Genomic DNA, 26933 nt, shown 5'->3' with positions numbered 1-26933 from the left:
GCTGCCACCAGGAGCCTCGGCGGTGCTCATCTACATCCTGCGACGGATCGCCAGCGCGGTCTCCGTCGTCATCGTGACGCTTGTCGCCAGCTTCGGGCTGTTCTTCGTCGCGCCCACCGACCCGGCCGGGACGATCTGCGGCCAGCGCTGCACCCCGGAGCGCTACGCCGACATCCGCGCCAGCCTCAACCTCGACGAGCCCGTCGTGCAGCAGGTCGGCGACTATCTCAAGGGTCTGTCGGTCGGGCGCACGTACCACTCCGGTGGGCTCACCATCGAGTGCGACGCGCCCTGTCTCGGCTACTCGTACACCCTCGGCCAGCCGGTGACCAAGCTGATCGGGCAGGCGCTGCCGGTCACCGTCTCCATCGTCCTCGGCGGCGCGGTGGTGTACCTGATCGCCGGCATCCTCGGCGGCATCATCGCCGCCCGAAGACGAGGCACCTACCTGGACCGGCTCATGGTCGGCACCTCGCTCGGCATCAACGCCGTGCCGTATTTCGTGGTGGCGCTGCTCGTCTCCCTCTACGCGACGTTCCTGCCGCACGCCGGTTACCACCCGCTGTTGGAAAACCCGCTCACCTGGGCGACCGGGCTACTGGCCGCCTGGCTGACGCTCGGTCTGGCCAACGCCGCCTCGTACACCCGCTACGCCCGCGCGTCGATGATCGAAACGCTGGGCGAGGACTACATCCGCACCGCCCGCGCGAAGGGCATCAGCGAACGCCGGGTGGTCTACCGCCACGGCCTGCGCGCTGCGATCACTCCGATCGCCACGATCTTCGGCCTCGACCTGGCATTCCAGTTGACCGGCGCGATCTTCACCGAGGCGATGTTCGGGCTGCCCGGCCTCGGTGTGCTGACCCTGCGGGCCTTCAACCAGTACGACCTGCCGGTGCTCATGGGTGGCGTGCTGATCGGCTCGGTGGTGCTGGTCGCGATGAACCTGCTCGTCGACATCCTCTACACGATCCTCGACCCGCGAGTGAGGCTGGGATGACCGAACCGCAACTGCTGTCGACTCCGAACCGACGGCCCGAGACGGTCTCCCGCGCCCGCCGGGTCACCGGCGACCGCGCCGAAGGGCAGTCCTACCTGGAGGTCACCGACCTCACCGTCAGCTTCCCCGCCGCCGACGGGCTCGTGCAGGCGGTCCAGGGGCTCAGCTACTCCCTGCCGCTGGGCCGTACCCTCGCCGTGGTCGGCGAGTCCGGCTCCGGCAAGAGCGTGTCCAGCATGGCCATCATGGGCCTGCACGACCCGCGCAGCACCCGGATGACCGGCTCGATCAGGGTCGGCGGCGAGGAGATCGTCGGCATGCCGCCCGCCGAGCTTCGCAAGCGGCGGGGAGCCAACGCCGCGATGATCTTCCAGGACCCCCAGTCGTCGCTGCACCCCTACTTCACCGTCGGTGACCAGGTCATCGAGGCATACCGGGCGCACCACCGCGTGTCCAAGCGGGTGGCCCGGGACCGGGCGATCGACATGCTCGGCCGGGTCGGCATCCCCAACCCGCGCCGTCGCCTGGACGACTACCCACACCAGTTCTCCGGCGGCATGCGGCAACGCGCGATGATCGCGATGGCCCTGGTCAACGACCCCAAGCTGCTGATCGCCGACGAGCCCACCACCGCGCTCGACGTCACCGTGCAGGCGCAGATCCTCGACCTGATCATGGAATTGCAGCAGGACTTTGGCTCGGCGGTCCTCTTCATCACTCACGACCTCGGCGTCGTCGCCGAGATCGCCGACGACGTGCTCGTCATGTACGGCGGACGCGGCGTCGAGTACGGCCGGGCCGCGTCGATCCTCGGCCGGCCACTGCACCCGTACACCTGGGGTTTGCTGGAGAGCATCCCGGCGGTCTCCGGCGAACCGGCCCGGCTGCACCCCATTCCCGGCACGCCACCCAGCCTGCTCGCGCTGCCCACCGGGTGCTCGTTCCACCCGCGCTGCGAGTTCGCGGGCCGGGTGCAAGGTTGCGCCGTCGACCTACCCGACCTGCGCTCCCGCACGGCGGACACCACCCGGACCTCCCGCTGCCACCTGCCCGACCCGGCCGGGATCTTCGAGACCGACATCCTGCCCCGGTTGCCCTGAAGGAGCACGAGTTGACATCCCCCACCGCCCTGAAGGGCGGGGGTTCCCTCGGTCGCCCGAGGGGGTTCCTGTTTCACCGGGCCGCGCCTTCGCCGCTTTCGCGGGTCGGGTCTTATCGGCCCTCCACAGGCGTTTCACCTCTCCGCCAGCCCGGCGGCGAGGATGTTCCTAGCGGCGTTGACGTCCCGGTCGTGCACGGCATCACAGCCGGGACACGTCCAGGCGCGAACGCCGAGAGTCATCGCAGTGTTGATCCGCCCGCACGCCGAGCAGGTCTTCGTGCTCGGATGCCAGCGGTCGACGGCGATCACCCTCCGCCCGTACCAGGCGGCCTTGTACTCGATCATGCTGCGCAACTGTGTCCACGCCGCGTCAGAGATGGCGCGGGCCAGGCTGTGGTTGCGCAGCATGTTGCGCACACCGAGGTCTTCGATCACGACCGTTTGGTTCTCGCGGACGAGTCGAGTCGACAGCTTGTGCAGGTGATCCCGTCGCCGGTCGGCGATGCGGGTGTGGATGCGGGCCACGGCATGCCGGGCTTTGGCGCGGTTCTTGGTGTCCTTGCCCTTGCGAGACAGGTTCCGCTGCGCCTTGGCCAACCTGCGCCGGTCGGCGCGCTCATGACGCGGGTTGGTGATCTTCTCCCCGGTGGACAAGGTCAGCAGGCTCGTGATGCCCACGTCCACCCCGACCGCCGTGGACAGCGACGGCAGTGCCGTGACGGTGGGATCGCCGACCAGCAGGGCCACGAACCACCGACCGGCCGCGTCGCGGGACACCGTGACCGTCGACGGTTCGGCCCCTTCGGGCAGGGGCCGCGACCACACGATGCCCAGCGGGGCGTCCATCTTGGCCAGGGTGAGTTGCCCGTGACGCCAGCGGAATGCCGAGCGGGTGTATTCCGCCGACGCCCGGGACTTGCGCTTGGACTTGAAACGTGGGTAGCGCGAGCGCTTGTCCCAGAACGCGGCGAACCCGGCTTGCAGGTGCCGCAGCGTCTGCTGCAACGGCACCGAGCTGACCTCGTTGAGGAACGCCAACTCCTCAGTGCGCTTCCACTCGGTCAGCCACGCCGAGGACTGCACATAGGTGCTGCGCTGCCGGTCAACGGCCCACGCGCGGGTGCGCGCCTCCAAGGCGAGGTTGTAAACCTTACGCACACACCCGAAGGTGCGGTTGAGCTGATCGGCCTGCTCAGGCGTCGGATAGAAGCGGTACTTGTACGCCCGCTTCACCACCTCACCCACGCCTCACAACCTATCCACCCATCCCGCAAGACGAGCATCGAGGGGAGGGAGCGGCGTTACCTCCCGGCCCTAACCGGCCGGGTTTCCACGCCGCGATCCTGATGACCACCACCACCGACACCGCGACCCGTCCGGTGCCCGCCGAGCAGCCGGGGGGACCTGGGGCGCCGCTGCTGGAGCTGCGGGACCTGGAGATGCACTTCACCGCCCGGGGCGACGGATGGTTCGGCCGCGACGCGCACCGGATCCGAGCCGTCGACGGGGTGTCGCTGCAACTGCGCGCGGGCGAGACGCTCGGTCTGGTCGGCGAATCCGGCTGTGGCAAGACCACCACCGGACGTCTGATCACCCGGCTGCTGGAGCCGACCGGCGGGCAGGTCCTCTACCAGGGCACCGACATCACGCACCTGAAGGAGAGGGACCTGCGGCCGTACCGGCGGGAGCTGCAGTTGATCTTTCAGGATCCGTACTCGTCGCTCAACCCGCGGCACACGGTGGGCACCATCATCGGCGCGCCCCTGCGCGTGCACAACCTTGTGCCCAAGGGCAAGGAGCTGGACCGGGTACGGGAGTTGCTGGAGGTGGTGGGCCTCAACCCCGAGCACTACAACCGGTACCCGCACGAGTTCTCCGGCGGCCAACGGCAGCGCATCGGCATCGCCCGCGCGCTGGCCGTACAGCCCAAGGTGATTGTCGCCGACGAACCGGTCAGCGCCCTCGACGTGTCGATCCAGGCGCAGGTGATGAACCTCCTCGAAGACCTGCGCAAGGAGTTCAACATCGCGTTCGTCTTCATCGCGCACGATCTGGGCGTGGTGCGACACTTCTGTGACCGGGTGGCGGTCATGTACCTCGGTCGGGTCGCTGAGATCGCCGACCGGGACGCGCTCTACGGCACGCCGCAGCACCCGTACACCCAGGCGCTGCTTTCCGCCGTACCCGATTTGGGGGTGGCGCGCGGCGCGGCGCCCAAGGCGCGGATCCGGCTGGCCGGCGACGTGCCGGGCCCGATGGACCCGCCGACCGGATGCCGGTTTCGCAGCCGCTGCTGGAAGGCCGAGGAGGTCTGCGCCACCACCACCCCGCCGTTGCTGCAGGTGAGCACCGGGCAGGCGGCGGCGTGCCACTTCGCGGGAGCACTGGACGACGAGCCGGCCGCCGCGCAGGTGGCCTGAGACACCACCGCTGGCCCGGGTGACGGTGTCGGGCCGGCTACGGCAGGCGTCCGAGGTACGCCAGCATCGCCTCGCGGCTCCCCGGCAGGCCGTACTCTGCGACGAGCATGGCCACGTTGCCGAACTCCTGCCCGTCGATCAGCCACGGCTCGGTCGACCGGCCCAGCACCTCGGCGAGCCGCCGCTGCCGAGGTGCCAACGCCGCGACCGACGTCCCCGCCGCTGCCGGACCGTCCGGGAACGCGAGGCGCAGCGCCACACCCAGCACCGTCAACGACCGCTCGCCGCTGACGGTGGGCAGCCGGTGCAGCAGCGCGTCGAAGGCACGGTCCTCGTGTTGCGGGCCGAGTTGCCGCAGGGCGAGGCCCGCGTAGCCACCGCGATCACCGTCGAGGAACGGCACCCACTCACCCTCGACCGGCTCGGCGCCGGCGTCGTCGAGCGGCGCCGACGCCCACCTCAACAGCTCCTCGACGGTCGCCGGGTCGGCCGCCGCGCCGAGGACCCGGACCCGACCGATCGCGGCGGCCCAGCGCAGCACCGGGCGCGGATCGGCCAACCAACGAACGTCCGGCGCGGCACCCAGCAACCCCGACGCCACCAGCATGGTCGCCAGCTCGCCGGGGGTCGACTCCACGCCCGACTGCCGACCGGCGTCGAGCGCGCCGGCCAGCGCCGACACACTGCCCTCGGCCTCCTCCGGAAACCAGGCGAGGGCGTACGCCGCGACCGTCCGCACACCCGGATCGGAGTGCGTCAGCAGGGTGCGAAAGAGGGGAACCCCGGCGCGTACCGCGTCGTAGACGGCCACCTCGACGTACGCCCACAGCCGACCCTGCTCCGCTGTGGACAGCGACTCGACATACGTGTACTCGACGTACTCCTTCTTCGACTCGTCGCTGCCGGTCCACGGCGGCGGCTTGGCGGCGAGCAGTTCGCGCCCGCCCTCGGCGGCCCGGCGATACTCGGCCACCGGGAAACCCTCCGGCAGGAAACCCTCGTCGAACCCGACGGCCAGGCTGCTCAGCAGCCCGAGCACCGCCGCCGGGTCCGGGGTGGCCGGGTCGGCGAGCATCTCCAACAGGAACGGCACCGCGTACGCGCTCGCCTCGAACCGGTTGCCCTGGTGGAAGACGTTCGTGTAGAGGTCGCCCAGGGCCTCGTCCCGGGTGGTCGGGTCGGGGGAGAGCAGGGCGCGCAGTTGGCCGGGCACGTCGTCGGCCGCCCCATAGGCGTGACCCAGCCGCGCCCAGTCGATGTCATCAAGTCCGTCGAGCACGCCCCATGCTCTCCCACTCCACCGACAGTCAGCGGGGAGGGTTCGTCAGAACTCCTCGTACACCGCCGGGTCCTGGTCCGCGAGCCGCCCGTCCGGGCGGCCCAGCGCGGTGATGGCCTCGACCTGCGCGTCGGTGAGCTTGATACCGAAGACGTCCAGGTTCTCGGCCTGCCGCTGCGGCGAGGCGGCCTTGGGCAGCGGAATCACCTGGCGGGCCACGTGCCAGGCGAGGATCGTCTGCGCCGGGCTGACGCCGTGAGCGGTCGCGATCTCCACGATGACGGGGTGCTCCTGCAGGTCGTTGCCGTGGCCGAGCGGGCTCCAGCCCTGCACCAGGATCCCGTGTTCCCGGTGGTAGTCGATCGCCTCCTGCTGCGGGAAGTACGGGTGCACCTCGATCTGGTTGACCACCGGGGCGACCCCGGTCTCGGCCACCAGCCGCTCGATGTGCTCGGGCAGGAAGTTGGACAGCCCGATGTGCCGGACGAGCCCGCGCTCGCGCGCCTCGATCAGCGCCCGCCACGCCTGCACGTACAGGTCGACCTTCGGGTTCGGCCAGTGGATCAGGTACAGGTCGACCCGGTCGAGGCCGGTGCGGAACACACTCTCCTCGATGGTGGTCAGCGCCTCGTCGTAGCGGTGGTGCCGCCCCGGCAGTTTCGAGGTGACGATCAACTCGTCGCGTACGTCGCCGGCCGACCGGGCCGCCCGGCCCACCGCGCCCTCGTTCTCGTAGTTCACCGCCGAGTCGAGCAACCGGTAACCCGCCCGGATCGCCTGACCGATCGCGTCGGCACCCGCCGAGCCGTTCAGCCGGTACGTGCCGAGCCCAATCGCCGGCAGGGTGGTCCCGTCGGCTGCCGTCAGGTGAGGGATAGCCATGGTTGATCTACCTTTCGTCGACCGTGACTGGACCCTACCCGCACACGTCTGAGCGCCGAGCCCAACCGATCGATCAGCCCACGTCGCTCTCGGCTGCCGCCTCGTAGACCGTCTCGACCGGCCGGACTATTTTGACCATCGAGGCCAGGTACTGCCGCGTCTCCGGATCCGTGGAGTAGACGATCGTGCCCTTCATCCCGCGGGTCAGCAGGACCTTGTAGGTATTGCGAATCAGCAGATCCGCTTCAGCATCGCTGACCGCCTTGCGACTGCGGAACGCTGGATCCTTCGACTCTTCGCGACGCGTTAACAGCCGGCCGTCCCGGGCGACCAGGTCCGGCCCGATGATGACCCCCGACCAGTCGTACTCGAAGCCCTGCGCCGTGTAGACGCAGCCCACCTGGCCGAAACCGTTGGGGTCGGTGGCCCAGAACGCGCTGCCGGGCGCCTCGCCGACGCTGCGGTCGCTCTTGACGTTCCAGGGTCGCGACCACCCGCCCACCTGCACGTCCGGCACCAGACTGTCATCCGGACGCGGATCGCTCCACGGCCAGCAGTACCCGGCGGACATTCTGGCGGTCGTACCGGGCGCCTGCTTGCTGAAGAGGAAGGCTTCCATCTCCTCTGGCGACTCGGCGAGACGTAGGTCGACCTTCCCATCACCGGTCCAGACCGACGGCTCGCCGCCATCGAGACCGAGCAGGTCAACGACCCATTCCTCATACGTCTCGCTGCCGCCGCAGCGAAACTGGCCATGCAATGACACGACCTCGACGTCAAGCTTGAGCTGCTTCGCGTACGACGAGATGACCTCGACGTTGCCCAACTCGCCCGGCTTCACCACCTGGTGTTCGTCGAGCAGGAAGACGGGCACACGGGCCGCGCCGATGAGTTCGTCGATCTGCGAACGAGGCTCCGCCCGCCGGGCTTTCGGTGTGAACCGGTTGACGGAGGTCTCCCTGATGCGGTGTGCCTCGTCGCAGATCAGGACGTCCAGACCGTTGCGTTCGGCGGCCATGAAGCTGTTGAAGTACCCGAAAAGATTCTTCAGCCGGGTCGAGCCTTTGCCGGCGTACCGCCGCAAGGTCTGGGTGAACGACCGTGAGCCCGTGGCGTGCATCACGGAGCGGTTCTGGCGCGCCAACTCGCCCAGCACCGACAGGGCGATCACGCTCTTTCCGCTGCCCGGTCCGCCCGAGACGACCACGACCGACTTACGGTCCGCCGATCGCGCCTTCTCCACTGCGTGCAACACCAACTCGTACGCCACGCGTTGCTCATCCAGCAGCGTGAAGCTTGACCGATCTTTCAGCTCCTGGGCGGCGTACCGCAGCAGGTGCCGGCTGGGCCGAACCGAGCTGGTGAGGAACCGGTCAGCCGCGCCGGCGCCAGAGGCCGGGGCAAGGTGGGTACGGAGATAATCGAGGAACTGGCCCCGCCGCTGCTTGGTGAAGATCCTGCTCTGCTCGGTCGCCTGCCGCTCGAACAGGTCACGGATGTCGCGGTCGGTCGCGTTGTGCAGGTATGCCGCCCCACGAACCGGGTTCCGATGCTGGGCGAGAATGCCGAGAAAATCCGTCAGGTACTCGCAGTACAGCTCAACCTGAACACCGGGGTGGAGCCGTGGGCCACGCGCGTGCTCCACTGCCACCAGAGTGTCAGAACCCTCGTGCGACTCGGCGTAGGACCACTGCTTCAACTCGACGACGATGTAGGAATCGTCGGACGTTCGGGGGTCAACGCCGGCAAGCACCACGTCAACCCGCTTGCTGGTCAGCGGCAACTGATACTCGACCAGCATCTCCACCTGGCCCAGGCCCGCGTCGGCGAGATCCTGCCCCAGCACCGTCAGGCTCTTCGACCAGGAACGACGTTCTGCCGGGCTCACGTTGCGACCGATCTGCTCCACGATCCGGTCTGCGAGCACGCCGACGCCACTGAGGCGCAGCAGACCATCGGCGGACGTGCGGAACGCTGACAACACTTGCCCCCGGGCAGCACGAAGTGATCGTGCGCATGGGGGGCGTGTCCGGCAGCCGCCGAAAGCCCGTCGTGACGCGCTCTAACAGTGATGGACTGTAGCGAAGAGATCAACTGAGCGCCATGTTGACGCTGCCAGCGGCTACCGCTTCGCGGCCGAACCGCGAGCCAGTTCGACGGGGTAGCGGCGAGCCGAATCCTCGAGCTTGGTGAGAGCTGCCTCTACCAGGTCGATGCCGAGCACATCGGCGAGCCGAGTCAGATAGATCATGACGTCGCCGATCTCGGCACGCACCCGGCTACCCGCGTCCTGGTCGGACATGACCGCCTCAGACTGCTTCGGCGTGAGCCACTGGAACTCGGCGACAAGCTCACCGACCTCACCAGCGAGCGCCATGGCCAGGTTCTTGGGCGTGTGGAACTGTTGCCAGTCCCGTTCTTCCGCGAATTCCCGTACGCGGCCTGTCAGGTCGTCCATTCCTGGAGCATCGCAGACCCGCGTGCCAGCAACTTGCGTCGACGGCAGACCGATTGCCGTCCCCTCAGCCGCCGGCGAGGCCAGGGGTGGCCGGCGGCAGCATGCGCCGGGCACACGGCGGAGTCTCGGACTCGAAGGTGAACCCTGACCCAGCGGCGCGCCGCTGGGTCGAATGGCCGGGTCAGCTGGCTTACGTGCCCAGGTCGAAGTCGTCGCCGACGCCTCGGAGCTGAATCGGTTGCGGCATCAGCGGGCCCTAGGCTTTCGCCATGCTGATTATCGAAGGCGCGGGTCGGTGGACCACGCCCACCGATGGCGCCAACGACTGGGTCGAACACCTGAGAATGCCGGACCTGTCGGTGGGAACGTACTGCATCCCGGCGGGCGGTCTCGACGATCAGAGCCCGCACACCGAGGATGAGATCTATGTGGTGACCGCGGGGCAGGCCCGGATCGTGACCCCGGACGGCGCAACCGAGGTGGGCCCGGGTTCGGTGATCTTCGTGCCGGCCGGCGAGGAGCACCGGTTCGACGAGGTGACCGAGGACCTGGCGCTGCTGGTGATCTTCGGCCCGGCGTACGGCTCGCGCGCTCCGGCCCATCCAGCCCCACTCAGGCCCCGCTCGTAGGCAGCCAACTCGTCGGGCTGGTCGAGGTAGAGCGCCCGGCTAGCACGCGAGTTCAGTACGAGTGCGTGATCGCGGCGTGGGTGGCGACGACAACGCTGGTGTTGTGTCGCTCGACGCCACGGGCCGCGAGCAGGGGGCCTAGAACCATGTATGCGATCCAGGTCAGTGGCATCGTCACGATTCCGATGACAGCGAAGAGAAGGAAGAAGTTGATCCAGAAGAGCCCCCAGAAGGACAGCATCAGCATTACACCAAAGGCCGTTCGGCCGGCATACAGGTTGCCCACACCGAAGATGCCGAAGAGGCCCAGGATCAGCTCAAGGGCGACGGCAGCACCAGCAGACTTCTGAGGTACGAGCACCGCCTGGGGTCCGACGTACACCGACTGCATCGGGATCGGAGCAGGATGTTGCTCACGTGTGGTCACGAGGGCAAAACGCTTTCAGCGGCAGCGTGTTCTTGGGGGCACCGCCGACGAAGGCACACCAACCAGCGTCCGCGCCACCCTGGTACCGACGCACTCCACGAGACCGTGCGCATGCGTCAGCTTGAGAGAAATCGCCGTACCGAATGAATTGTTAGGTGCAGCAGTCTTCACAACGAGCCGATGACCGGCTGGACCTGGACGTTCTTGGTCAGTGCTGCGGCGAGGGGACGGGTGTGCTGACCTTGACTGATGTGCTGTAGCCGTAGATGACGACCCCGTCGAGGTGGTTCGCGCCCGGCCAGTTCGATTCGAGGCGGACGGCCATTTGAGTAGGGAAGTTGGTCACTTCTTCGGCGCACGACCGGATCAGGACGACGCTCGGGGTGGCGGTCAGGTGGGTGGCCAGCATTTTGGCCAGCTTCTTGTAGGTCCAGCCCCAGTCCTTGGCGCCGGCCTCGGCGTCACCGATCTCCTCGTCGTTGCCGTGCGCGCGGATGCACGGCGGCTCGCCCGCCTGCACCCCGGCCAGGTAGGTGGCCAACTGCCGATCCGCCTCGACTGACATTGTGCCGATCGCATGGCGGCCGCCGTACTCGTGCCGGGGCGAAGCCGAACTTAGCTGACATTTCCTCCACGTTTGGCATCCGCGATGAAGTCGGTCCATGCCTCGGCGGTGAAGGTGAGCCGTGGCCCCCTGGAATCCTTCGAGTCGCGAACGGCGACGACTTCGGCAAGATTCGTGGCGACCTCGACGCAGTCGCCGCCATTGTCGCCGCTGCGGGTGCTCTTGCGCCAGACGGCGCCGGTCAGGTCAGTCATGCCGCATCTCCCCAGCGATCCTCTTGATCATGTCCTTCGATTCTGCCTCGCCGAGGGCCAGCCCATCCAGCCCTCTCCAGACGCGCTCGTAGACCGCCAACTCGTCGGGCTTGTCGAGGTAGAGCGCTCCGGTCAGCGATTCGCTGTAGATCACCGACGGTTCCGGCGCGGCGCGACCGCCCTTGGTCGGCGGAAAGTCGAGGATCACAAACGACCCCGCAACCGCGCCAGGCTGCGGTCCCGCCGACAGTGGCAACACCCTGACGCCGACATTCGGCAGTTCGGACAGCTTGGTTAGGTGATCGAGCTGCGCGGTCATGACCACCGGCCCGCCGACGCCACGGCGGAGAACGGCCTCAGACAGTACGGACTCCAGCCTGGGAGCGCTCGGCAGTCGCCGGAAGAGCAATGCCTGCCGTTGGAGTCGGACCTCGACCGCCCGCTCGCGATCTTCTTCGCTCAGCATCCCGCCAAGGCGATAGAGCGCGTGGGCGTACTCCTTGGTCTGCAGGATCCCCGGGATGAGCGACTCGTCGTAACGACGGAGGCGGGAAGCGGCGGATTCCAAGCCCACGTACAGCTCGAACCAGCTCGGCACCGCATCGCCGTACGCGTGCCACCAGCCCTTCGACTTCGTCTCCACGGCCAGCCCGCGCATCGCCTCGGTCATCTCGGGTGACACTCCGTACAGCTCGCACATCGCCTTGACGTCGAGCACACGGACCGAGCCCTGGCCGCATTCGAGGCGCCAAATCTTTTGCCGGCTGTATTCGAGGGCTTCGGCGGCGGCGTCGAGCGTTACGCCAGCCTCGTTGCGGAACTGTCGCAGCAGCCGGCCGAGTTGCCGGCGCGGCACGGTCGATCCGATGTCTTCGGGCATCCGCACACTCCCTGGTTCCACCACGCAACACTGCGTGACCTGCTCCTGCAACTCCTACGGGTTTCAGCAAAGAAAGTCAATGCATGCCAGCGAAATTGCGGTCTGGAACGTTGCGTTTCCGCTGCGGACTGTCGCAGGCTGGTCACAGCGCGGCGGTCGTCCGGTCCCCCCGAGCGGCCGCCGTGCTTCCACGACCGCCCCTCGCCCCTCCGATCAGGAAGGCAGGCAGACATGAACGCCAGAAACCAGCGACCGGAACCGCCGCACGGTGGCGCGACCTACCGGTCCGCCGCGTACACCAGCCTGTTGCCGTGGCAGGTGCGTGAGCGCCGGTTCGCGGCGGTCGGGCTCGGACGTCGCGGTCTGAACCCCGACGACGTGTACGCCTTCCTCGACCGGGTCGCCGTTGACATGGCCGCCGTCTACGCAGCTCTCGCCGAGAGTCGCCGCGAGACCGCTCGGGTCAAGGACGGGCTGCGTCGCTGGCAGGCCGACCAGGCCCGCGCCCGCAACGAGCGGGACCAGGCCCGATGAGTCAGCGGTACGTCATCCACCTGCCCGTGGTAGCCACCGATCTGCCCGCCGCGCAACGCCTGGCCCGGGTCATCGGCCGGTGGATGCTGGTGCTGCCGATGACCGACCCGGGGGAGTCCACCGTCTCCGAAGAGGACCATCAGTTGCTCCGCCACCGGGTCTTCTGCGACCTGCGGATGCAGGGCGGCCGGCGCTGCCTGCTCCGTGACGGCCACGACGGCCCCTGCTCCCGCCGCCTACGCCGGTGACCCGGCGTTTCCAGGCGTTGGTGAAGCATGATCGCGATCTGCGACGTTACGTGACGCACCGACCAACTACCCGCCTTGGTGTATTACCTGGTCGTCCCGGAGCGTGACCATAGCGATGGTGCGGCCGTCGGCGTCGGCGAACTCGACCTCGTACGCAGCCGGGGGGCCATTGAAGATGTGAACGACGGTTCCCACTGCCCCGGGGGGTAGTTGTTCTTCCGGAATGGCTTCGCGGAGAGCAACCACGTCGTACAACTCCAACATGTCATCTTTCCTTAGGCGGGAATGAGATGGTCACCATGCGAGGTGCAGAGGCTCCGTTCTCCAGTATCCAGGCAGTCCTGACGGTGACCGTGCCCCCGGGTCCGGTCAGGGGAAGGTCCACCGACCACCGCTGCCCGAACTCGTCCGCCTTGCCTAGCGAAGGCTTGCCGGCGACTACACCATCGCGGATTTGCTGCAAGATCACGTCGGCGTCGTCCGGGCCGAGCCCGGTGGCGGAGTTGATGACGCGATACTTGTTCTTGCCGACGGGGTGGTCCGGGTTCATGGCGTAGGCGGTGATCTTCCGCGAGTCGATCTCGACCTTGGTGAAGTCCGGTCGGATGGGGTCGGCCGGAATCTTGGTCTGCTCTGGGCCGTCGGGCTTTTGCGGAGCGGGTGACTGCTTCTGGAGTCGGCCCAACGCTTGCTTGAGTTTCTCGATCAGGTCGCCGAGCCGGCGGATCTCCGGAATCAACCGCCGCAGGCTGGCCAGCAGCCCCCGCAGCAGCCGCGCGATCCGTGCTCCCCACGACGCGACCAAGGTCGTGACCTGCTCCACGACCAGCGGCGCGGCCAGTCCGCCGGTGATGAGGAGTTCGCCCGCGTACACGATGATGCGGGACACGCAGGTGGCGATGGCGTCGCGGACCAGGAGTCGGACGGCGGCCACCAGGCCGGCGGCGCCCTCGGTGATCGCGGCCAGGGTGTCGGCGCCCTGGGCGAGGCCGGTGATGGCCTGTTGCTGTTCGTTGGCCCAGGCCCGGTAGGCGGGGCCGGCGCTGCCGCCCCAGCCGGCGACGTCGTTGCGGACGGCGCGGGCCAGTTCGGCGGCCTCGTCGCGGAGGGAGCCGGCGACGTTGCGCCAGGTCTGAGCGTGTGCGGTGATTTGCGCGGGGTCGCCGGCGAGCCAGTCCAGCGCCTCGCTGAGTGGCTTGACGTGTTCGATGAGCCAGGCGAGGCCGTACTGGAGCAGGGCGCCGACCGGATCGGAGACGAAGGCGAGGGTGTCCAGGCCCGCGCTGACGACGCCGAGGCTGCCGTCGATCCAGCTGCCGTTGCGGACGCCCTGCGCGATGAGTTCGATGTCCTCGCAGATCCAGATTCCCGCCCAGGCGCTGGGCGGGGTGTCCGCAGCGGTTGCGACGAGCGGGTTGGACGTCACGGTTGCTGCCGCGCCCCGTCGAGCGGTTGCTGCCGCACCCCGTCGAGCGGGTGCGGCGGCAACCCGTCGAGCCGCTGCTCCCGCACCCCGTCGAGCAACTGTTTGGCGTGGGCGTCGGAGCCTCGGTAGCGGTCCGCTCCGACCCGGAGCTTGCCGGCGGTGTCCCGTACCGACGCGGCGGCGGCGCCGATGCCGTCGACCAGGGTCCGTTGTAGGCCGTCGAGCAGCACCGGCATCATCGCGCAGAGTTGCCCGTACGCGTCGGTGCCCAACCGGACGTGCTGGCCTGCCTGCTTGGCGGTGTCGATGCCGCTGGCGCTGCGATCGAGGCGCGCGGCGTGGGCGGTCAGGTCGTCCGGGTCGACCTGGATGCCGTTACCGGCGGGCATCGTTTGATCCCTGGTCGGGGAGGAGTCGGCTGCGGTAGGAGTCGATGATGGCCTGGGCGCTCGGGTCGTCGCCGAGCGATTCCGCCGTCACGTTACCGACCTGTCGGAGCAGGTCGGCGCGCGCGGCGGGCTGTTGCCGGATGCGCTCGTCGAGCCGCAGGTCGATCAGCAGGCCGGTCGAGTCGACGGTGACGTCGATTGTCCGGTCGGCGTTGCGGGCGGTCCCGGTCAGACTCCGCATCGCCGTCGACAGCCGCTTGGCTCGTTCCGCCCGCTCGGCGAGCGATGATTCCCACTCGTCGAGCCGGCGCCCGGCCGCGTCCAGCGCAGCGTCGTCCGCCCACATGTCGACCCTCCCCAGGGGACCACTGCCGGCGGCAACCGGCGAATCACCCGCACGCTACCAACCGGTGGCGCTGCGTGCATGCCCACCCACCGCCTCGTCGATCATGGAGTTGTGGTGGGCGGCAAAGCACCCGTCATCACGCCAAACCAGGCACCACAACTCCATGATCGACCAAGCTGTGCCGCGATCTTGCACTTCCTGTCGCGACAAATGACGCAGAATCCCGCATCTCGACGACAGAAAGTGCAAGATCGGCGCAGTGGGAGCGGCGGGGGAGGCCGTCGTCCGTACCATCTCGACATGGGGCGGTTCAGTCGGCGGGCGGTGCTGTTGACCGGCAGCGGGTTACTTGTTGGGTGCTCGCGGCAGCCTGAGGTTGGCGAGGTCCAGCTGCGGCTGGCGACCGGGCCGGCCGGGGCGGTCTATCGGCGCATCGGCGGTGCGCTGGCCGAGCACATCACCGCGCGCGTGCCGGGCGCCACGGTGACCACCGTGCCCAGCGGGGCGTCCACCGACAACATCCGGATGCTGCGGGCCGGCGCGGTGCACCTCGGACTGACCAGCCTGGACGCGCTGATCACCAGCGACGGCAGCGCGCCCGGTGGGCTCTCCGCGATCTGCCGGCTCTACGACAGCCACCTGCATCTCGTGGTCATGGCCGGTTCGGCGATCGACGAGTTCCGGGACCTCGAGGGCAGGCGTCTGTCCCTCGGCGCGCACGACTCGGGCACCGAGTTCACGTCGCTGCGGGTGTTGAAGCTCAGTCCGGTGCAGGCCGACAGTCGGAATCTCAGCCAGGCCGAGTCGGCGGCGGCCCTGCGCGACGGCACGATCGACGCGATGTTCTCGCTGACCGGCGTTCCGACACCCGCCATCACCGAGCTGGCGCAGCGACACCCCATCCGGTTGATTCCGTTGGACGCGCAGGCCGACGGGCTCTTCACGGTATACCCGGGTCCCTACGCCCCGGCCATGATCCACGCGGCTGCCTACGCCGGCGTCCCGGCCACCCGGACCGTGGCCGTACCGAACGTGCTGCTCGCGCGCGACGACCTGCCCGACGAGCTGGTCTACGCCATCACCGACACGGTCTTCACGCACACCGGCGCGATCACCACCGCCAGCCGCGATGACACCGAGGCCCTTCCCGAGGCGTGGCAGATCAACGTGCGGACCGGGATCTCCACCGCATCGGTCCCGCTCCACCCGGGCGCGGCGGCCTGGTTCCGCGACCGCAAACGCTGACCCGGTCGCAGGGGCCGCCTTCGTCAGACCGGCGCTGACGCGGGAGCGACCGGCAACACCACCACCGCGGCGAGCCCGTGCCCGGACCCGTCCGGACGCGGCAGGCCCTCCTCCAACCGCAGCTCACCCCCGGCCGCGCCGATCAGGTCGGCGCAGATCGCCAGCCCCAGGCCGGTCCCGGACACGTTCTGGTGCCGTGGCGACCGCCAGAACCGGTGCAACGCCTGGGCCCGCTCGGACACGTCGATACCCTGACCATCGTCGCGGACGACGATGGTGACCACCGCACCCGCCGGCACGACCTGTGCGGCCACCTCCACGACCCCCGCGTCCGACAGTCGCAGCGCGTTGCTGATCAGCTCGTCGAGGATGCTGCCCAGGCCGCCGGGCGGTTCCAACAACCGCAACCCCGGGGGTACGTCGACGGCCAGCGCCTGCCCGGCCGTGGCCGTCAGTGCCCGCCACCGGTCCACCCGGGTCGCCAACACCTCGTCGAGGCCCACCGGTGACGCCTTTCGCATGCTCTCCATCCGCGCACTGGCCTGGAGCGAGTTCAGCATCCGCTGCATCGCCTTCAGCTCGTCGACGGCGATGTCGTACACCTGCTGCCCGTCGCCCTCGGACCGCAGGTGTGGTGCGAGGCTCTCCACGGCGAGCCGGAGGCTGGTCAACGGGTTGCGTAGCTGGTGCGACGCGTCGGACACGAACGCGCGTTGTCGCTGCACGGCGTTCTCGACCGCGTCCATCATGGTGTTGAACGACCGTGCCAGCCTGCGCAGCTCGACCGGGCCGGCCTCGGCGTCGGCGCGGATCGTCAGGTCACCCTCGGAGATCCGCCCGGTGGCCGCGTCGAGTTTCCGCACCGGCCGCAGCACCCACGCGGACACCGGCCAGGCGACGGCCGTCAGCGCGAGCAACGGCAGCAGCCCGAGCCCGGCCAGCCAGGCCCAGCGGACGAGGATGAGCTCGCGCGTCTTGGCCAGGTCGGAGATCGTCACCACGGCCCCGACGACCTCGCTGTCCCGGCCGACCGGCTCGGCCACGACGAGTGCCGAGTCGTCCCACGGCGCCCACTCCCCGGACGGTTCGGACCGCGCGCCGGCGAGTGCCGCGGTCACGATCCGGGGCAACGCCGCCTCAGCGTGCGCCGCCTCCTGGTACGCGTCGGCCGGTCCGAGCAGCACCGTGCCCGACGTGTCGATCAGAGCGACCGGGATGCCGTAGAGCTCGTGATAGCGCGTCAGCTCCTGCTGCAGTGCCTCGGTCCGCCCGGTCGACAGCGCGGTCTCGGCCAGCGAGGCGAACCGACCGACGTCGTTGAGCCGGTTGACGTACGTCTCCTGCATCTCCCGTTCGGCGACGGTCACGCTGAGCGGCACCCCGAGTGCCGCGACGAGCAGCACCGCCAGGGGGACCAGGACGACGAGCAGCCGGCGATGCACGGCGCGTCAACCGATCAGCTCCGGCTGGTCGGCCAGCAGCCGATAGCCGACGCCGTGGACCGTGCGGATGACCACGCCCGGCCCCAGCTTGTGCCGGAGCGCCGCGATGTGGGTGTCCAGGGTACGACTCGACGACTCCCAGGTCGCACCCCAGATCTGGTCGAGGATGACATCGCGGCTGACCACGTTGGGCGCCCGGCGGGCCAGGAGCAGGAGCAGCTCGAACTCCTTGCGGGTCAGCGGCACGGGTGTGCCGTCGACGGTGACCTCGCGGGTGCCGACGCTGATCCCCATCGGGCCGAGGACCAGCGGCTCGTCCGGGCGGCCGACGGCACGCGCGGCCCGGGTACGCCGCAGGACGGCGTCGATCCGGGCCAGCAACTCCGGGATGCCGAACGGTTTGACGATGTAGTCGTCGGCGCCGGCGCGCAGGCCACGGACCCGTTCGTGCTCCTCGGATCGCGCGGTCACCGCGATGACGGCGGTCTGCGGGTGGTCCCGCAGCTTGCGGATCACGTCGAGCCCGTCGCCGTCGGGGAGACCGAGGTCGACGAGGACCACGTCGGACGGCGCGGCGCGGACGGCCTCCGCGGCGGTGGCGACCCGGTGGACCTCGAAGCCCGCCTGGGTCAGGACGGTGACCAGACCCCGCGCCACGCGGTCGTCATCCTCGATGACGGTTATCCGCATACCAGCGGATTGTACGGCCCAGTCCGGCGCTCGTGCCGGCCCTGCTTCTTGGGATTTTTCTGACACCATCCATGCCCCGACCAGCCGAGACTGGGGTCCACTCACGCACCGAGCAATGTCCATGTGCTGATGGGGAGGCCGCCGTATGCGTACGACCAGCAGGTACCGGGCCACCGCGCGGATGATCGCCGCGATCGGTGTCGTCGCGCTCGCCGCCGCCTGTTCCAGTAACGGAGGCGTCACCGGTGGAGGCGACGCCGACAGCTACCCGGATGAGAACATCACGATCGTCGTGCCGTTCAGCGCGGGCGGCCCCACGGACACCGTCACCCGCATGATCGCCGAGCCGATGGCCGCGAAGCTCGGTGGCAAGATCGTCGTCCAGAATGTCGAGGGTGCCGGCGGCACCGTCGGCGCCGGCGAGGTCGCACGGGCCAAGCCGGACGGCTACACCGTGCTCATGCACCACATCGGCATGTCGACGGCACCCGCGCTGTACAAGAGCCTGGGCTACCAGCCCCTGGAGGACTTCGAGACGGTCGGGCTGGTCACCGAGGTGCCGATGACGATCGTGGCCCGTAAGGACTTCCCACCCGCGACGCTCCCGGACCTGGTGACCCACGTGAAGGCGAACGCCAGCAAGGTCACGCTGGCCAACGCCGGCATCGGTGCCGCGTCGCACCTGTGCGGCATGCTGTTCCAGACCACCACCGGTGTGAAGCTTCAGGAGGTTCCGTACCAGGGCACCGGGCCCGCGCTGACCGACCTCGTCGGCGGCCAGGTCGACTTCATGTGCGACCAGACGACCAACACCAGCGGCCAGATCGCCGCCGGGAAGGTGAAGGCGTACGCGGTCACTACCCCCGAGCGGGTGAAGAGCCTTCCCGACCTGCCCACCACCACCGAGGCCGGGCTGCCGCAGCTGAAGGTCAGCGTGTGGCACGGTCTCTACGTTCCGGCCGACACTCCGCAGAAGATCGTCCAGAAGCTGTCCGAGGCGCTGAAGGTGGCGCTGGCCGACCAGGGGGTCATCGACCAGATGGCCAAGCTCGGCACCGCGCCCGTTCCGGCCCAGGACGCCACCCCAGAGGCGCACCGGGTGAAGCTCGACGAGCAGATCGGCACCTGGGCGAAGATCATCGCCGACTCCGGGGTCAAGGTTTCCTGAGGTGCAGCGTCGTCGGTCGTACCCGGACGTGCTGGCCGGGGGAGTCTTCGTCCTGATCGGTGGCGCATTCGTGGTGGGGGCACTCGGCTACGAACTGGGCACCCCGACGCGGATGGGCCCCGGCGCCTTCCCGCTACTGGCCGGCGCGGCCGTGGTCGCCCTGGGCCTGGCGATCGTCGGCAAGGGGCTCATCGCCGGTGAGGTGGTCTCGTTCGGGCCGGTTCCGTGGCGAGCGGTCGCCGTCATCGTGCTCGCGGTCCTGTTCTTCGGATTCACCATCCGTCGCCTCGGGTTCGTCCCGACGACGGCGGTGACCGCCCTGCTCACCACGCTGGCCAGCGCCCGCGTACGGCTGCTCACGGCGGTGGCGGTGGCCGCCGGGCTGACCGTGGCCAGCACGCTCATCTTCGTCGTCGGACTTCAGCTGCGGATCCCGCTCTGGGGCCCGTGGCTGGGGTTCTGACGCGGCATCCGGATTGAGGCATGGAACTTCTCGACAATCTCGCGCTGGGCTTCTCGACGGCACTCCTGGTCCAGAACGTCCTCTACTGCTTCGTGGGAGTGCTGCTCGGGACGGCGGTCGGCGTCCTGCCGGGCATCGGGCCGACCGCGACGGTGGCGATGCTGCTGCCGATCACGTTCAGCTTCGAGCCGGTGACGGCGCTGATCATGCTGGCCGGCATCTACTACGGGGCGCAGTACGGCGGGTCCACCACCGCCATCCTGATCAACCTGCCCGGTGAGTCGTCCGCGGCGGTCACCGCGCTGGACGGGCACGAGATGGCCCGCCAGGGTCGGGCCGGCCCGGCCCTGGCGGCCGCGGCGATCGGGTCCTTCGTCGCGGGTACGGTCGCCACCGTGGTGCTGGCCGCCGCGGCACCGCCGCTGGCCAGTGTCGCGTTGAGGTTCGGTCCGGCCGACTACTTCTCGCTCGTGCTGTTCGGGCTGATCGTGTCGATCGCGCTGGCGCGGGGCACGGCGCTCAAGGCACTGGCGATGATCGCGCTCGGCGTGCTGCTCGGCACGGTCGGCCAGGACCTCTACACCGGTACGCCCCGTTTCGTGTTCGAGCAGCGCGAACTGTACGGCGGCATCGACTTCGTGTCGGTCGCCGTGGGCCTGTTCGGGGTGGCCGAGATCCTGCGCAACCTGGAGAACGAGCAGACCCGCGCGGCGCTCGTCAGCAGGGTGACCAATCTCTGGCCGACCCGCGAGGACCGGCGTCGGATCGTCGCCCCGATCCTGCGGGGCACCGGTCTCGGCGCCGGCCTCGGTGTCCTGCCCGGTGGCGGCCACGTGCTGGCCTCGTTCACCTCGTACGCCGTGGAGAAGCGCCTCTCGAAGCGGCCGCAGGAGTTCGGGCGTGGTGCGATCGAGGGCGTCGCCGGCCCCGAGTCGGCGAACAACGCCGCCGCGCAGACGTCGTTCATCCCGCTGCTCACCCTGGGTCTGCCCGCCCACCCGGTGATGGCACTGATGATCGGCGCGTTCATCGTCCACGGAATCACCCCGGGCCCGGACGTCATCAACGACGAGCCGGCGCTGTTCTGGGGGCTGATCGCGTCGATGTGGATCGGCAACGTGCTCCTGCTGCTGCTGAACCTGCCGCTGATCGGCCTCTGGGTGCGTATGCTGCGCATCCCGTACCAGGTGTTGTTTCCGATGATCATTCTGTTCGCCGCGATCGGCACCTACTCGCTGAGCTTCAACGCGTACGACGTCTACGCGATCGCGTTCTTCGGGATCCTGGGTTACCTCCTGATCAAATGTGGCTGCGAGCCGGCACCCATGCTTCTCGGCTTCGTGCTCGGCCCGCTGCTGGAGGAGAACCTGCGCCGCGCCTTGATCATCTCCCGGGGTGATCCGTCCGTGTTCCTGACCCGACCGATCTCCGCTGCGCTGCTGGTCCTGGCCCTCGCCGCGCTCGTCGTCGCCGTTATCCCGACGATCCGTCAGCGTCGGGCCGTCGTGTTCGCCGAGGATGAGTAGCAATCCGGACCACGTGACGGTCAGGTCGACGAAGATTGTCCCGTGACGAGCGACGACATGCGCCGGGGCTGGGCCAGCCGCACCGCCTGGGAGGGGCGGTTCAACGCCCCGCTGCGCGCGTTCCTGCGTACCGAGACCGGCGGTGCCCGGGTGGTGCTGGTCGCCGCGGTGGTGGCTCTCGGGTGGGCGAACCTGCACGTGTCGTCGTACGAGTCGCTCTGGAGCACCTCGTTCGCGGTCCAGCTCGGCGACTGGTCCGTGTCACACGACCTGCGTACCTGGGTCAACAGCGGCCTCATGACGTTCTTCTTCCTGGTCGCGGGGCTGGAGTTGCGCCGCGAGTTCGACATCGGCGAGCTGCGGGAGCGGCGTCGGTTGGCGTTGCCGATGCTGGCCGGGTTCGGCGGCATTCTCGTGCCGATCGCGATCTACCTCGCCATCAACGCCGGGCGCACCACCGCTGCGGGCTGGGGTGCGGTGATGGCCACGGACACGGCGCTCGCGCTCGGCGCGCTGGCCGTCTTCGGGCCACGGTTCTCGGAACGGCTGCGGGGTTTCCTGCTGACCGTCGCCGTCGTCGACGACGTGGTGGCGATCGCGGTGCTGGCCGTCGCGTACCCGCATCACCCCTCGCTGACGGCGCTGATCGTCGCGGCGGTGATCTTCGGCATTGTCCTGCTCGTCCGGGCGTGGGGGGTGCGGTTCGGGCCGGTCTACGCGGTGCTGGGGGTGGCGGCCTGGCTGGCCGTCTCGATGTCCGGTGTCGATCCGGTGGCGGTGGGCCTGGTGATGGGGTTGCTGACCTACGCCTACGCTCCCGGCCGCGTCGACCTGCAGCGGGCCAGCGACCAGTTCCGCCTCTTCCGGGAGCAGCCCACCCCGCAGCTCGCCCGGATGGCGCGGGCCGGGCTCACCTCGGCGCTGTCGCCGAACGAGCGGTTGCAGACGCTCTACCACCCGTGGGCGAGCTACGTGATCGTCCCACTGTTCGCGCTGGCCAACGTCGGTATCGTGATCGACAGCGACCTGCTGGCCCGGGCCGTGACCTCCCCGGTCACGCTCGGCGTCGTGGTGGCGTACGTCGTCGGCAAGCCGGTCGGGATCGCGGCCACCGCGTGGCTGGTGGCCCGGCTGAGCGGCAACCGGTTCCGGCCACCCGTGGGCTGGCTCGCCGTCGCGGGTGTCGGCACGATCTCCGGCATCGGGTTCACCGTCGCGCTCCTGATCGCCACCCATGCGCTGGACGGTCCCGCCCTGGACGAGGCGAAGTTCGGCATCATCGTCGCGACATTCGGCGCGTCGCTCGTCACCTGGCTGTTGTTCCGTTCCGTCGGGCGACTCTCGCCGGCCCGGCGGTCGCGGGCGCTGCTGGGTGTCACCGAGAGCATCGTCGACCTGATGCTGCCGGTCGATCCGGACCGCGACCACATGCGCGGTCCGGTCGACGCGCCGGTGACGGTGGTGGAGTACGGCGACTTCGAGTGCCCCTACTGCGGGCAGGCCGAGCCAGTGGTCCGGGAGCTGTTGGCCGACTTCGCCAACATCCGCTACGTCTGGCGGCACCTGCCACTCACCGACGTCCACCCGCATGCCCAACTCGTCGCCGAGGCCGCCGAGGCGGCGGGGGAGCAGGGCTCGTTCTGGGAGATGCACGACCTGCTCCTGGCCCACCAGGACGCACTCGATCCCCCCGACGTGCTCGGCTACGCCGAACAGCTCGGCCTGGACATGGACGGGTTCCGGGAGCACATGGTGCAGCGGATGGGCGTCGACCGGATCGCCGAGGACGTCGACTCCGCCGACCTCAGCGGCGTCACCGGCACCCCGACCTTCTTCATCAACGGCCGCCGTCACCACGGCGCATACGACATCGCCGCGCTCTCGGCGGCCGTGAAGGCGGCGTTCGCCAGCGCGAAGCTCCAACCCGAGTACCACCGTCGGGATGCCGGCCCCCGCCGCGAGGGCGGACCGGGGAGCTGACCTCGGCACCATGTCCGCCTGGTACGTGTTCGCCGCGATGGGTGTCTTTCCGCAGACGCCGGGTCGGGCGGAGCTGCTGCTGGGCAGCCCACTGTTCCCGAAGGTGCAGCTGAAGCGGGAGAACGGCGTCGAGCTGAGCGCGTTCTTCCTGCAGTACTCGGGGGAGAACCGCAGCTTCGCGATGAGCTTCGCCGGCTTGCGCGCGGTCGCCCCGATGACCCCGTTGCCGGGTCAGTGGCATCACCTGGTCGGCGTCCGTGACGCGTCCGCCGGGCAGTTGCGGCTCTACGTCGACGGGCAGCTTGCCCGGCAGGTCGACGCCTGCTCCGGCACCGAGTCCATCGGCCCGCTGGTGATCGGCCGTGGCCGCTTCGGCGGCAACCCGGTGGACTACTGGCGGGGTGCCCTCGACGAAGTGCACGTCTATGACCGCGCGCTGGGGGCGGCCGAGGTCGACGCGCTGTACACCTCGGGTCGGTAGCGGTCGGGTCTGACGGACGGGGCTGTCGCGGTGCACACGCACCACGACAGCCCCGTCCCGCCCGGCCTGGTGGACCGCCGCCACTCACGCGCCTTACGATCCGGGCATGCGGACCGATCCCTTCGTCGTGGCCTCCGACCTCGACGTGGAATCGCTCCCACTCCCGCCGGACGCCGCGGACGTCTACCGCGATCTCCTGCGAGTGGCGCCCGTGGCGCAGCCGGAGTTCCTGGCCACCGCGTCACCGCAGGCCGCTCGGGCGCTCGCGGGGCTGCTGAGCAGCGGCGCGGTGCACCGCGACACCGCCGGCGTGCTGCACGTCCGACCGCCGCGCACCGCCTTGGAGAACTGGGCCGCGCAGCGGGAGATGGAGGCCGCCCGTGCGCGTGCCGCGGCGGAGACGCTGTCCGGTCTCTACAGCGCGGTCCACGGCACCGGTGCCGCGTTCGTCGAGGTCGTCGAGGGCAAGCACGCTGCCCGCGAGCTGTTCCGTCAGCTCCAGGCCGGTGCCCGCACGGAGGTACGCGGTCTGGAACGCGGGCCGTACCTGCGCGACACCACCCGGGTTCCGGAAGAGGTCCAGTACGACGGGCTGCGTCGCGGCCTGCGCTATCGCTGCGTCTACGAGGGGGAGTTGCTGCACGACGAGGCGATGCTGGCCGCGGTACGCGCCGCGGTCGCGGCGGGTGAGCAGGCGCGGGTCTTCCCGGAGCTGCCGCTGAAGATGATGCTGACCGATTCCGACCGTGGCCTCGTCATCCTGCCGCGCGGCAGCGGGGAAGACACCGACGCGTTGCTGGTGCACCGCTCCCGCCTGCTGGACGGGCTCTCCGAGCTGTTCGAGGTGTTCTGGCGACTGGGCGCGCCGATCCACGCCACCACCGACGCCGCTCAGCCGGACGCCGAGCCGACGGCCGCCACGCAGCGGCTGCTCGCCCTGCTCACCGCGGGTCTCACCGACGAGGCCATCGCCCGCGACCTCGGCGTCAGCAACCGGACCGTGCACCGGCGGGTCAGCCGCCTGCAGGAATTGCTCGGCGCGCGCAGCCGGTTCCAGCTCGGCGTGCAGGCCAGCCGCCGCGGCTGGCTGTGACTGGCCGGATCCTGCCATGGCTGGTCTTCGTCAACCGGGGGCAGTCGTCGCGAAACACTCCTGGTCCAGGGTGGAGCCACTTGATCAACCGCTCCACGAGAGGACGGGACCATGCCCCACCTCACGACCAGCTCGCGCCACCCACGTCGGGTGCGCCGGCCGGCCGCCATCCTCGCCGCGACCCTGGTCGCGGCCGTCCTGAGCAGCGGTACGGGCGTGACCCCGGCCGCGGCGGCGAAGGCGGCCGAGCCGGACACCGCGGCCCTGGCCGCGACGCTCGCCACCCAACGGCTCTCCTGGGAGCCGTGCGGGTTGCCCGACGTCGGCGCCGAGGACGAGGCGCAGTTGCGGCTGGCCTGCGCGACGGTCACGGTGCCGCGCGACTGGCACAACCCCCGTGACGGCAGGACGATCCAGGTCCGGATCAGCCGCACCGTCGCCTCCGGCAGTGACCGCAAGGGCATCCTGCTGGTCAACCCGGGTGGCCCCGGCGGCAGCGGCCTGTCGCTGGCGCCGTATGTAGCGAGGTCCGCGCCCGCCCTCGCCGAGCACTACGACGTGATCGGGTTCGACCCGCGTGGTGTCGGGCAGAGCACCCCGCTGCTCTGTACGGTTACCTACCGCGACACCGACAACACCAACGACCTGGTCACCCGGGCCAACGTGGCCGGCTGCCGCAGCACCGAGCTGACGAAGTACATCACCACCGAGCAGACCACCTACGACCTGGACTTCATCCGGGTGCTGCTGGGCGAGAGCAAGCTCAACTACCTCGGCTACTCGTACGGCACCTGGCTGGGTACCTGGTATGCGGCGACGTTCGGCAGCCGCACCGGCCGGATGGTGCTCGACTCGGTGGCTGCGGTCGGCTCGCCCACCCTGCAGAAGACCTGGGACCTGCAGCCGTTCACCCGCGACCGGGCGTTCCAGGAGCAGTTGCTGCCGTACATGGCACGCCACGACGAGCTGTACGGCCGGGGCACCGACCCGATGAAGATCCGGGAGATGTTCGAGCGGGCCGGCGGCACCCGCGTCGGCATGGGCCCGTTCATGTTCGGCTGGTTCATCCTCGGCGCTCTCTACGACACCCAGAACTACCCGGTCGCCGCGTCGGCGGTGAACACCGTGATCCAGTACTACGAGGAGTGGAACGGCTGGACGCCCGAGCAGATCCTCACCGCGGCCAGCGCGAAGCTGCGCGCGGCACCGGGGATCACCGCCGACGGTCGGGCGTACATCGAGCAGGCGCGGGTCTCCGCCGAGGCGCAACTGAAGACGCAGCGTGACCGGGCCCGGTTGGTTCAGGCCGCGGAGGAGTACACGTACGACATCGACTACGTCTTCGAGGTGATCCGCTGCCAGGACGGGCAGTGGAACGACAGCGTCGCGTACTGGAACGCGTTCAGCCGGCGACTGACCCGGGACGCCCCGCTGGTCGCGCCGTACCAGCAGAACCCGCCTGCCTGCGCGTACTGGCCGACGAGCAACCGGATGCCGACGTTCGACCGGAAGACGTTCCCGAAGGTGCTGATGCTCCAGGACGAGCTCGATGTCGCCACGGCGTACGAGGGTGCGCTGGAGGCGTCGAAGAAGCTGCCGGGAGCGTCGATGATCAGCGTCGACAACGAGGGCAGCCACGGTGTCTTCCCGTACTACACGCCGTGCGTGGACGACCCGGTGTACGCCTTCCTGCTCGACGGCCGCCTGCCGACCGAGACGTACACGGGTTGCCAGGCGGTGCCGCTGCCGGGCGAGACGGCGGTGTTCGAGGTGGGCGGCAAGCTGACCGGCAAGGGAACCGTGCGGACCCGCCTGATCACCGACGACATGCGGTCGGCGAACCGCATGCTCAAGCGGATGCTGCGGACCGAGCCGGGTCCTTCGTACCCGGAGTGATCGGTCGGGGGTGGGGGGGGGGGGCGGGCCCCCCCCCCCCCCCCCCCCCCCGGGGGCCCCCCCCCCCCCCCCCCAAAAAGTTGGTAAGGGGAAGACGGCGCGACCTGGTG

Annotated in this window: 29 protein-coding genes; 14 read left to right on the top strand and 15 right to left on the bottom strand. The window is 69.5% G+C overall.

The window, feature by feature from the left end; genetic code table 11:
• Nucleotides 1-22: 22 nt before the first annotated feature.
• A complete protein-coding gene (locus tag ACIBF8_RS30785) occupies nucleotides 23-1000 on the top strand; it encodes an ABC transporter permease (RefSeq protein WP_396787420.1) in 978 nt (325 codons plus the stop codon).
• The gene (locus ACIBF8_RS30780) at nucleotides 997-2100 is read left to right on the top strand and encodes an ABC transporter ATP-binding protein (protein ID WP_396787419.1); all 1104 of its coding nucleotides are present in this window, start codon (nucleotides 997-999) and stop codon (nucleotides 2098-2100) included. Before ACIBF8_RS30785 ends, ACIBF8_RS30780 begins: the two co-directional genes overlap by 4 nt.
• Before the next feature lie 134 nt (nucleotides 2101-2234).
• Here the strand turns inward: ACIBF8_RS30780 and ACIBF8_RS30775 are convergent, their stop codons facing one another.
• Entirely contained in the window at nucleotides 2235-3347 is a 1113-nt protein-coding gene (locus ACIBF8_RS30775; RefSeq protein ID WP_396787418.1) for an RNA-guided endonuclease InsQ/TnpB family protein, read from the bottom strand.
• Between the two features lie 101 nt (nucleotides 3348-3448).
• On the opposite strand from ACIBF8_RS30775, the gene ACIBF8_RS30770 reads away from it, so the two are divergent.
• Nucleotides 3449-4522: an ABC transporter ATP-binding protein gene (locus ACIBF8_RS30770; protein WP_396787417.1), complete on the top strand. Its 1074-nt coding sequence runs from the start codon at nucleotides 3449-3451 to the stop codon at nucleotides 4520-4522.
• 37 nt (nucleotides 4523-4559) lie between these two features.
• Here the strand turns inward: ACIBF8_RS30770 and ACIBF8_RS30765 are convergent, their stop codons facing one another.
• The 4 genes from ACIBF8_RS30765 to ACIBF8_RS30750 form a co-directional block, all read right to left on the bottom strand.
• Nucleotides 4560-5801 (bottom strand): hypothetical protein, encoded by a 1242-nt coding sequence (locus tag ACIBF8_RS30765; protein ID WP_396787416.1) that lies wholly within the window; start codon nucleotides 5799-5801, stop codon nucleotides 4560-4562.
• Nucleotides 5802-5846: 45 nt separating this feature from the next.
• Nucleotides 5847-6683 (bottom strand): aldo/keto reductase, encoded by an 837-nt coding sequence (locus tag ACIBF8_RS30760; protein ID WP_396787415.1) that lies wholly within the window; start codon nucleotides 6681-6683, stop codon nucleotides 5847-5849.
• Nucleotides 6684-6756: 73 nt separating this feature from the next.
• Nucleotides 6757-8592 (bottom strand): DNA/RNA helicase domain-containing protein, encoded by a 1836-nt coding sequence (locus tag ACIBF8_RS30755; RefSeq protein WP_396787414.1) that lies wholly within the window; start codon nucleotides 8590-8592, stop codon nucleotides 6757-6759.
• 213 nt (nucleotides 8593-8805) lie between these two features.
• Nucleotides 8806-9141 carry a nucleotide pyrophosphohydrolase gene (locus tag ACIBF8_RS30750; RefSeq protein WP_396787413.1) on the bottom strand — a complete coding sequence of 112 codons (336 nt, stop codon included), beginning with the start codon at nucleotides 9139-9141 and terminating at the stop codon, nucleotides 8806-8808.
• A 269-nt stretch (nucleotides 9142-9410) separates the two neighbouring features.
• On the opposite strand from ACIBF8_RS30750, the gene ACIBF8_RS30745 reads away from it, so the two are divergent.
• On the top strand, nucleotides 9411-9770 hold the full coding sequence (locus ACIBF8_RS30745) for a cupin domain-containing protein (protein ID WP_396787412.1): 360 nt from the start codon (nucleotides 9411-9413) through the stop codon (nucleotides 9768-9770).
• Between the two features lie 52 nt (nucleotides 9771-9822).
• Here ACIBF8_RS30745 and ACIBF8_RS30740 read toward each other — a convergent pair whose 3' ends face one another.
• The 4 genes from ACIBF8_RS30740 to ACIBF8_RS30725 form a co-directional block, all read right to left on the bottom strand.
• Entirely contained in the window at nucleotides 9823-10197 is a 375-nt protein-coding gene (locus tag ACIBF8_RS30740; protein WP_396787411.1) for a hypothetical protein, read from the bottom strand.
• A 208-nt stretch (nucleotides 10198-10405) separates the two neighbouring features.
• Nucleotides 10406-10762: a hypothetical protein gene (locus ACIBF8_RS30735; RefSeq protein WP_396787410.1), complete on the bottom strand. Its 357-nt coding sequence runs from the start codon at nucleotides 10760-10762 to the stop codon at nucleotides 10406-10408.
• Between the two features lie 50 nt (nucleotides 10763-10812).
• Nucleotides 10813-11016, bottom strand: a complete 204-nt coding sequence (locus ACIBF8_RS30730; protein ID WP_396787409.1) for a DUF397 domain-containing protein — start codon at nucleotides 11014-11016, stop codon at nucleotides 10813-10815.
• A complete protein-coding gene (locus ACIBF8_RS30725; protein WP_396787408.1) occupies nucleotides 11009-11896 on the bottom strand; it encodes a helix-turn-helix domain-containing protein in 888 nt (295 codons plus the stop codon). Before ACIBF8_RS30725 ends, ACIBF8_RS30730 begins: the two co-directional genes overlap by 8 nt.
• 231 nt (nucleotides 11897-12127) lie before the next feature.
• Here ACIBF8_RS30725 and ACIBF8_RS30720 point away from each other — a divergent pair, with 231 nt between their 5' ends.
• On the top strand, nucleotides 12128-12430 hold the full coding sequence (locus ACIBF8_RS30720; RefSeq protein WP_396787407.1) for a DivIVA domain-containing protein: 303 nt from the start codon (nucleotides 12128-12130) through the stop codon (nucleotides 12428-12430).
• Nucleotides 12427-12678 carry a hypothetical protein gene (locus tag ACIBF8_RS30715; protein ID WP_396787406.1) on the top strand — a complete coding sequence of 84 codons (252 nt, stop codon included), beginning with the start codon at nucleotides 12427-12429 and terminating at the stop codon, nucleotides 12676-12678. The genes ACIBF8_RS30720 and ACIBF8_RS30715 overlap by 4 nt, the downstream gene beginning before the upstream one ends.
• Before the next feature lie 66 nt (nucleotides 12679-12744).
• Here the strand turns inward: ACIBF8_RS30715 and ACIBF8_RS30710 are convergent, their stop codons facing one another.
• Genes ACIBF8_RS30710 through ACIBF8_RS30695 form a run of 4 tightly spaced genes read right to left on the bottom strand, consistent with a single transcriptional unit; the run spans nucleotide 12745 to nucleotide 14839 of the window.
• A complete protein-coding gene (locus tag ACIBF8_RS30710) occupies nucleotides 12745-12942 on the bottom strand; it encodes a DUF4926 domain-containing protein (RefSeq protein ID WP_396787405.1) in 198 nt (65 codons plus the stop codon).
• A gap of 1 nt (nucleotide 12943) precedes the next feature.
• Nucleotides 12944-14104: a WXG100 family type VII secretion target gene (locus ACIBF8_RS30705; protein ID WP_396787404.1), complete on the bottom strand. Its 1161-nt coding sequence runs from the start codon at nucleotides 14102-14104 to the stop codon at nucleotides 12944-12946.
• Complete coding sequence (locus ACIBF8_RS30700; RefSeq protein ID WP_396787403.1) at nucleotides 14101-14493, bottom strand: type VII secretion target; 393 nt, start codon at nucleotides 14491-14493, stop codon at nucleotides 14101-14103. The genes ACIBF8_RS30705 and ACIBF8_RS30700 overlap by 4 nt, the downstream gene beginning before the upstream one ends.
• Nucleotides 14480-14839 carry a YbaB/EbfC family DNA-binding protein gene (locus ACIBF8_RS30695; protein WP_396787402.1) on the bottom strand — a complete coding sequence of 120 codons (360 nt, stop codon included), beginning with the start codon at nucleotides 14837-14839 and terminating at the stop codon, nucleotides 14480-14482. The genes ACIBF8_RS30700 and ACIBF8_RS30695 overlap by 14 nt, the downstream gene beginning before the upstream one ends.
• Before the next feature lie 300 nt (nucleotides 14840-15139).
• Between ACIBF8_RS30695 and ACIBF8_RS30690 the strand changes: the two genes are divergently transcribed.
• Nucleotides 15140-16084: a TAXI family TRAP transporter solute-binding subunit gene (locus ACIBF8_RS30690; protein WP_396787401.1), complete on the top strand. Its 945-nt coding sequence runs from the start codon at nucleotides 15140-15142 to the stop codon at nucleotides 16082-16084.
• A 23-nt stretch (nucleotides 16085-16107) separates the two neighbouring features.
• On the opposite strand, the gene ACIBF8_RS30685 is transcribed toward ACIBF8_RS30690, so the two are convergent.
• Nucleotides 16108-17526: an ATP-binding protein gene (locus ACIBF8_RS30685; RefSeq protein WP_396787400.1), complete on the bottom strand. Its 1419-nt coding sequence runs from the start codon at nucleotides 17524-17526 to the stop codon at nucleotides 16108-16110.
• A gap of 6 nt (nucleotides 17527-17532) precedes the next feature.
• On the bottom strand, nucleotides 17533-18216 hold the full coding sequence (locus tag ACIBF8_RS30680) for a response regulator transcription factor (protein WP_396787399.1): 684 nt from the start codon (nucleotides 18214-18216) through the stop codon (nucleotides 17533-17535).
• A gap of 145 nt (nucleotides 18217-18361) precedes the next feature.
• Between ACIBF8_RS30680 and ACIBF8_RS30675 the strand changes: the two genes are divergently transcribed.
• From ACIBF8_RS30675 to ACIBF8_RS30645, 7 genes are all read left to right on the top strand, one after another.
• A complete protein-coding gene (locus ACIBF8_RS30675; RefSeq protein ID WP_396787398.1) occupies nucleotides 18362-19384 on the top strand; it encodes a tripartite tricarboxylate transporter substrate-binding protein in 1023 nt (340 codons plus the stop codon).
• Nucleotide 19385: 1 nt separating this feature from the next.
• The gene (locus ACIBF8_RS30670; RefSeq protein WP_396787397.1) at nucleotides 19386-19847 is read left to right on the top strand and encodes a tripartite tricarboxylate transporter TctB family protein; all 462 of its coding nucleotides are present in this window, start codon (nucleotides 19386-19388) and stop codon (nucleotides 19845-19847) included.
• Between the two features lie 20 nt (nucleotides 19848-19867).
• Nucleotides 19868-21373: a tripartite tricarboxylate transporter permease gene (locus ACIBF8_RS30665; RefSeq protein WP_396787396.1), complete on the top strand. Its 1506-nt coding sequence runs from the start codon at nucleotides 19868-19870 to the stop codon at nucleotides 21371-21373.
• A 57-nt stretch (nucleotides 21374-21430) separates the two neighbouring features.
• Nucleotides 21431-23353: a Na+/H+ antiporter NhaA gene (locus ACIBF8_RS30660; RefSeq protein WP_396787430.1), complete on the top strand. Its 1923-nt coding sequence runs from the start codon at nucleotides 21431-21433 to the stop codon at nucleotides 23351-23353.
• 10 nt (nucleotides 23354-23363) lie between these two features.
• A complete protein-coding gene (locus ACIBF8_RS30655) occupies nucleotides 23364-23834 on the top strand; it encodes a LamG-like jellyroll fold domain-containing protein (protein ID WP_396787395.1) in 471 nt (156 codons plus the stop codon).
• A gap of 106 nt (nucleotides 23835-23940) precedes the next feature.
• A complete protein-coding gene (locus ACIBF8_RS30650; RefSeq protein WP_396787394.1) occupies nucleotides 23941-24927 on the top strand; it encodes a LuxR C-terminal-related transcriptional regulator in 987 nt (328 codons plus the stop codon).
• Between the two features lie 111 nt (nucleotides 24928-25038).
• Complete coding sequence (locus tag ACIBF8_RS30645) at nucleotides 25039-26823, top strand: alpha/beta hydrolase (protein ID WP_396787393.1); 1785 nt, start codon at nucleotides 25039-25041, stop codon at nucleotides 26821-26823.
• The last annotated feature ends 110 nt before the right edge of the window (nucleotides 26824-26933 follow it).

The organism is Micromonospora sp. NPDC050276 (assembly GCF_044459545.1).
Classification (GTDB): domain Bacteria; phylum Actinomycetota; class Actinomycetes; order Mycobacteriales; family Micromonosporaceae; genus Micromonospora.
Note: the sequence above shows the minus strand (reverse complement) of the source record. Positions and strands in the feature narration are given on the sequence as shown.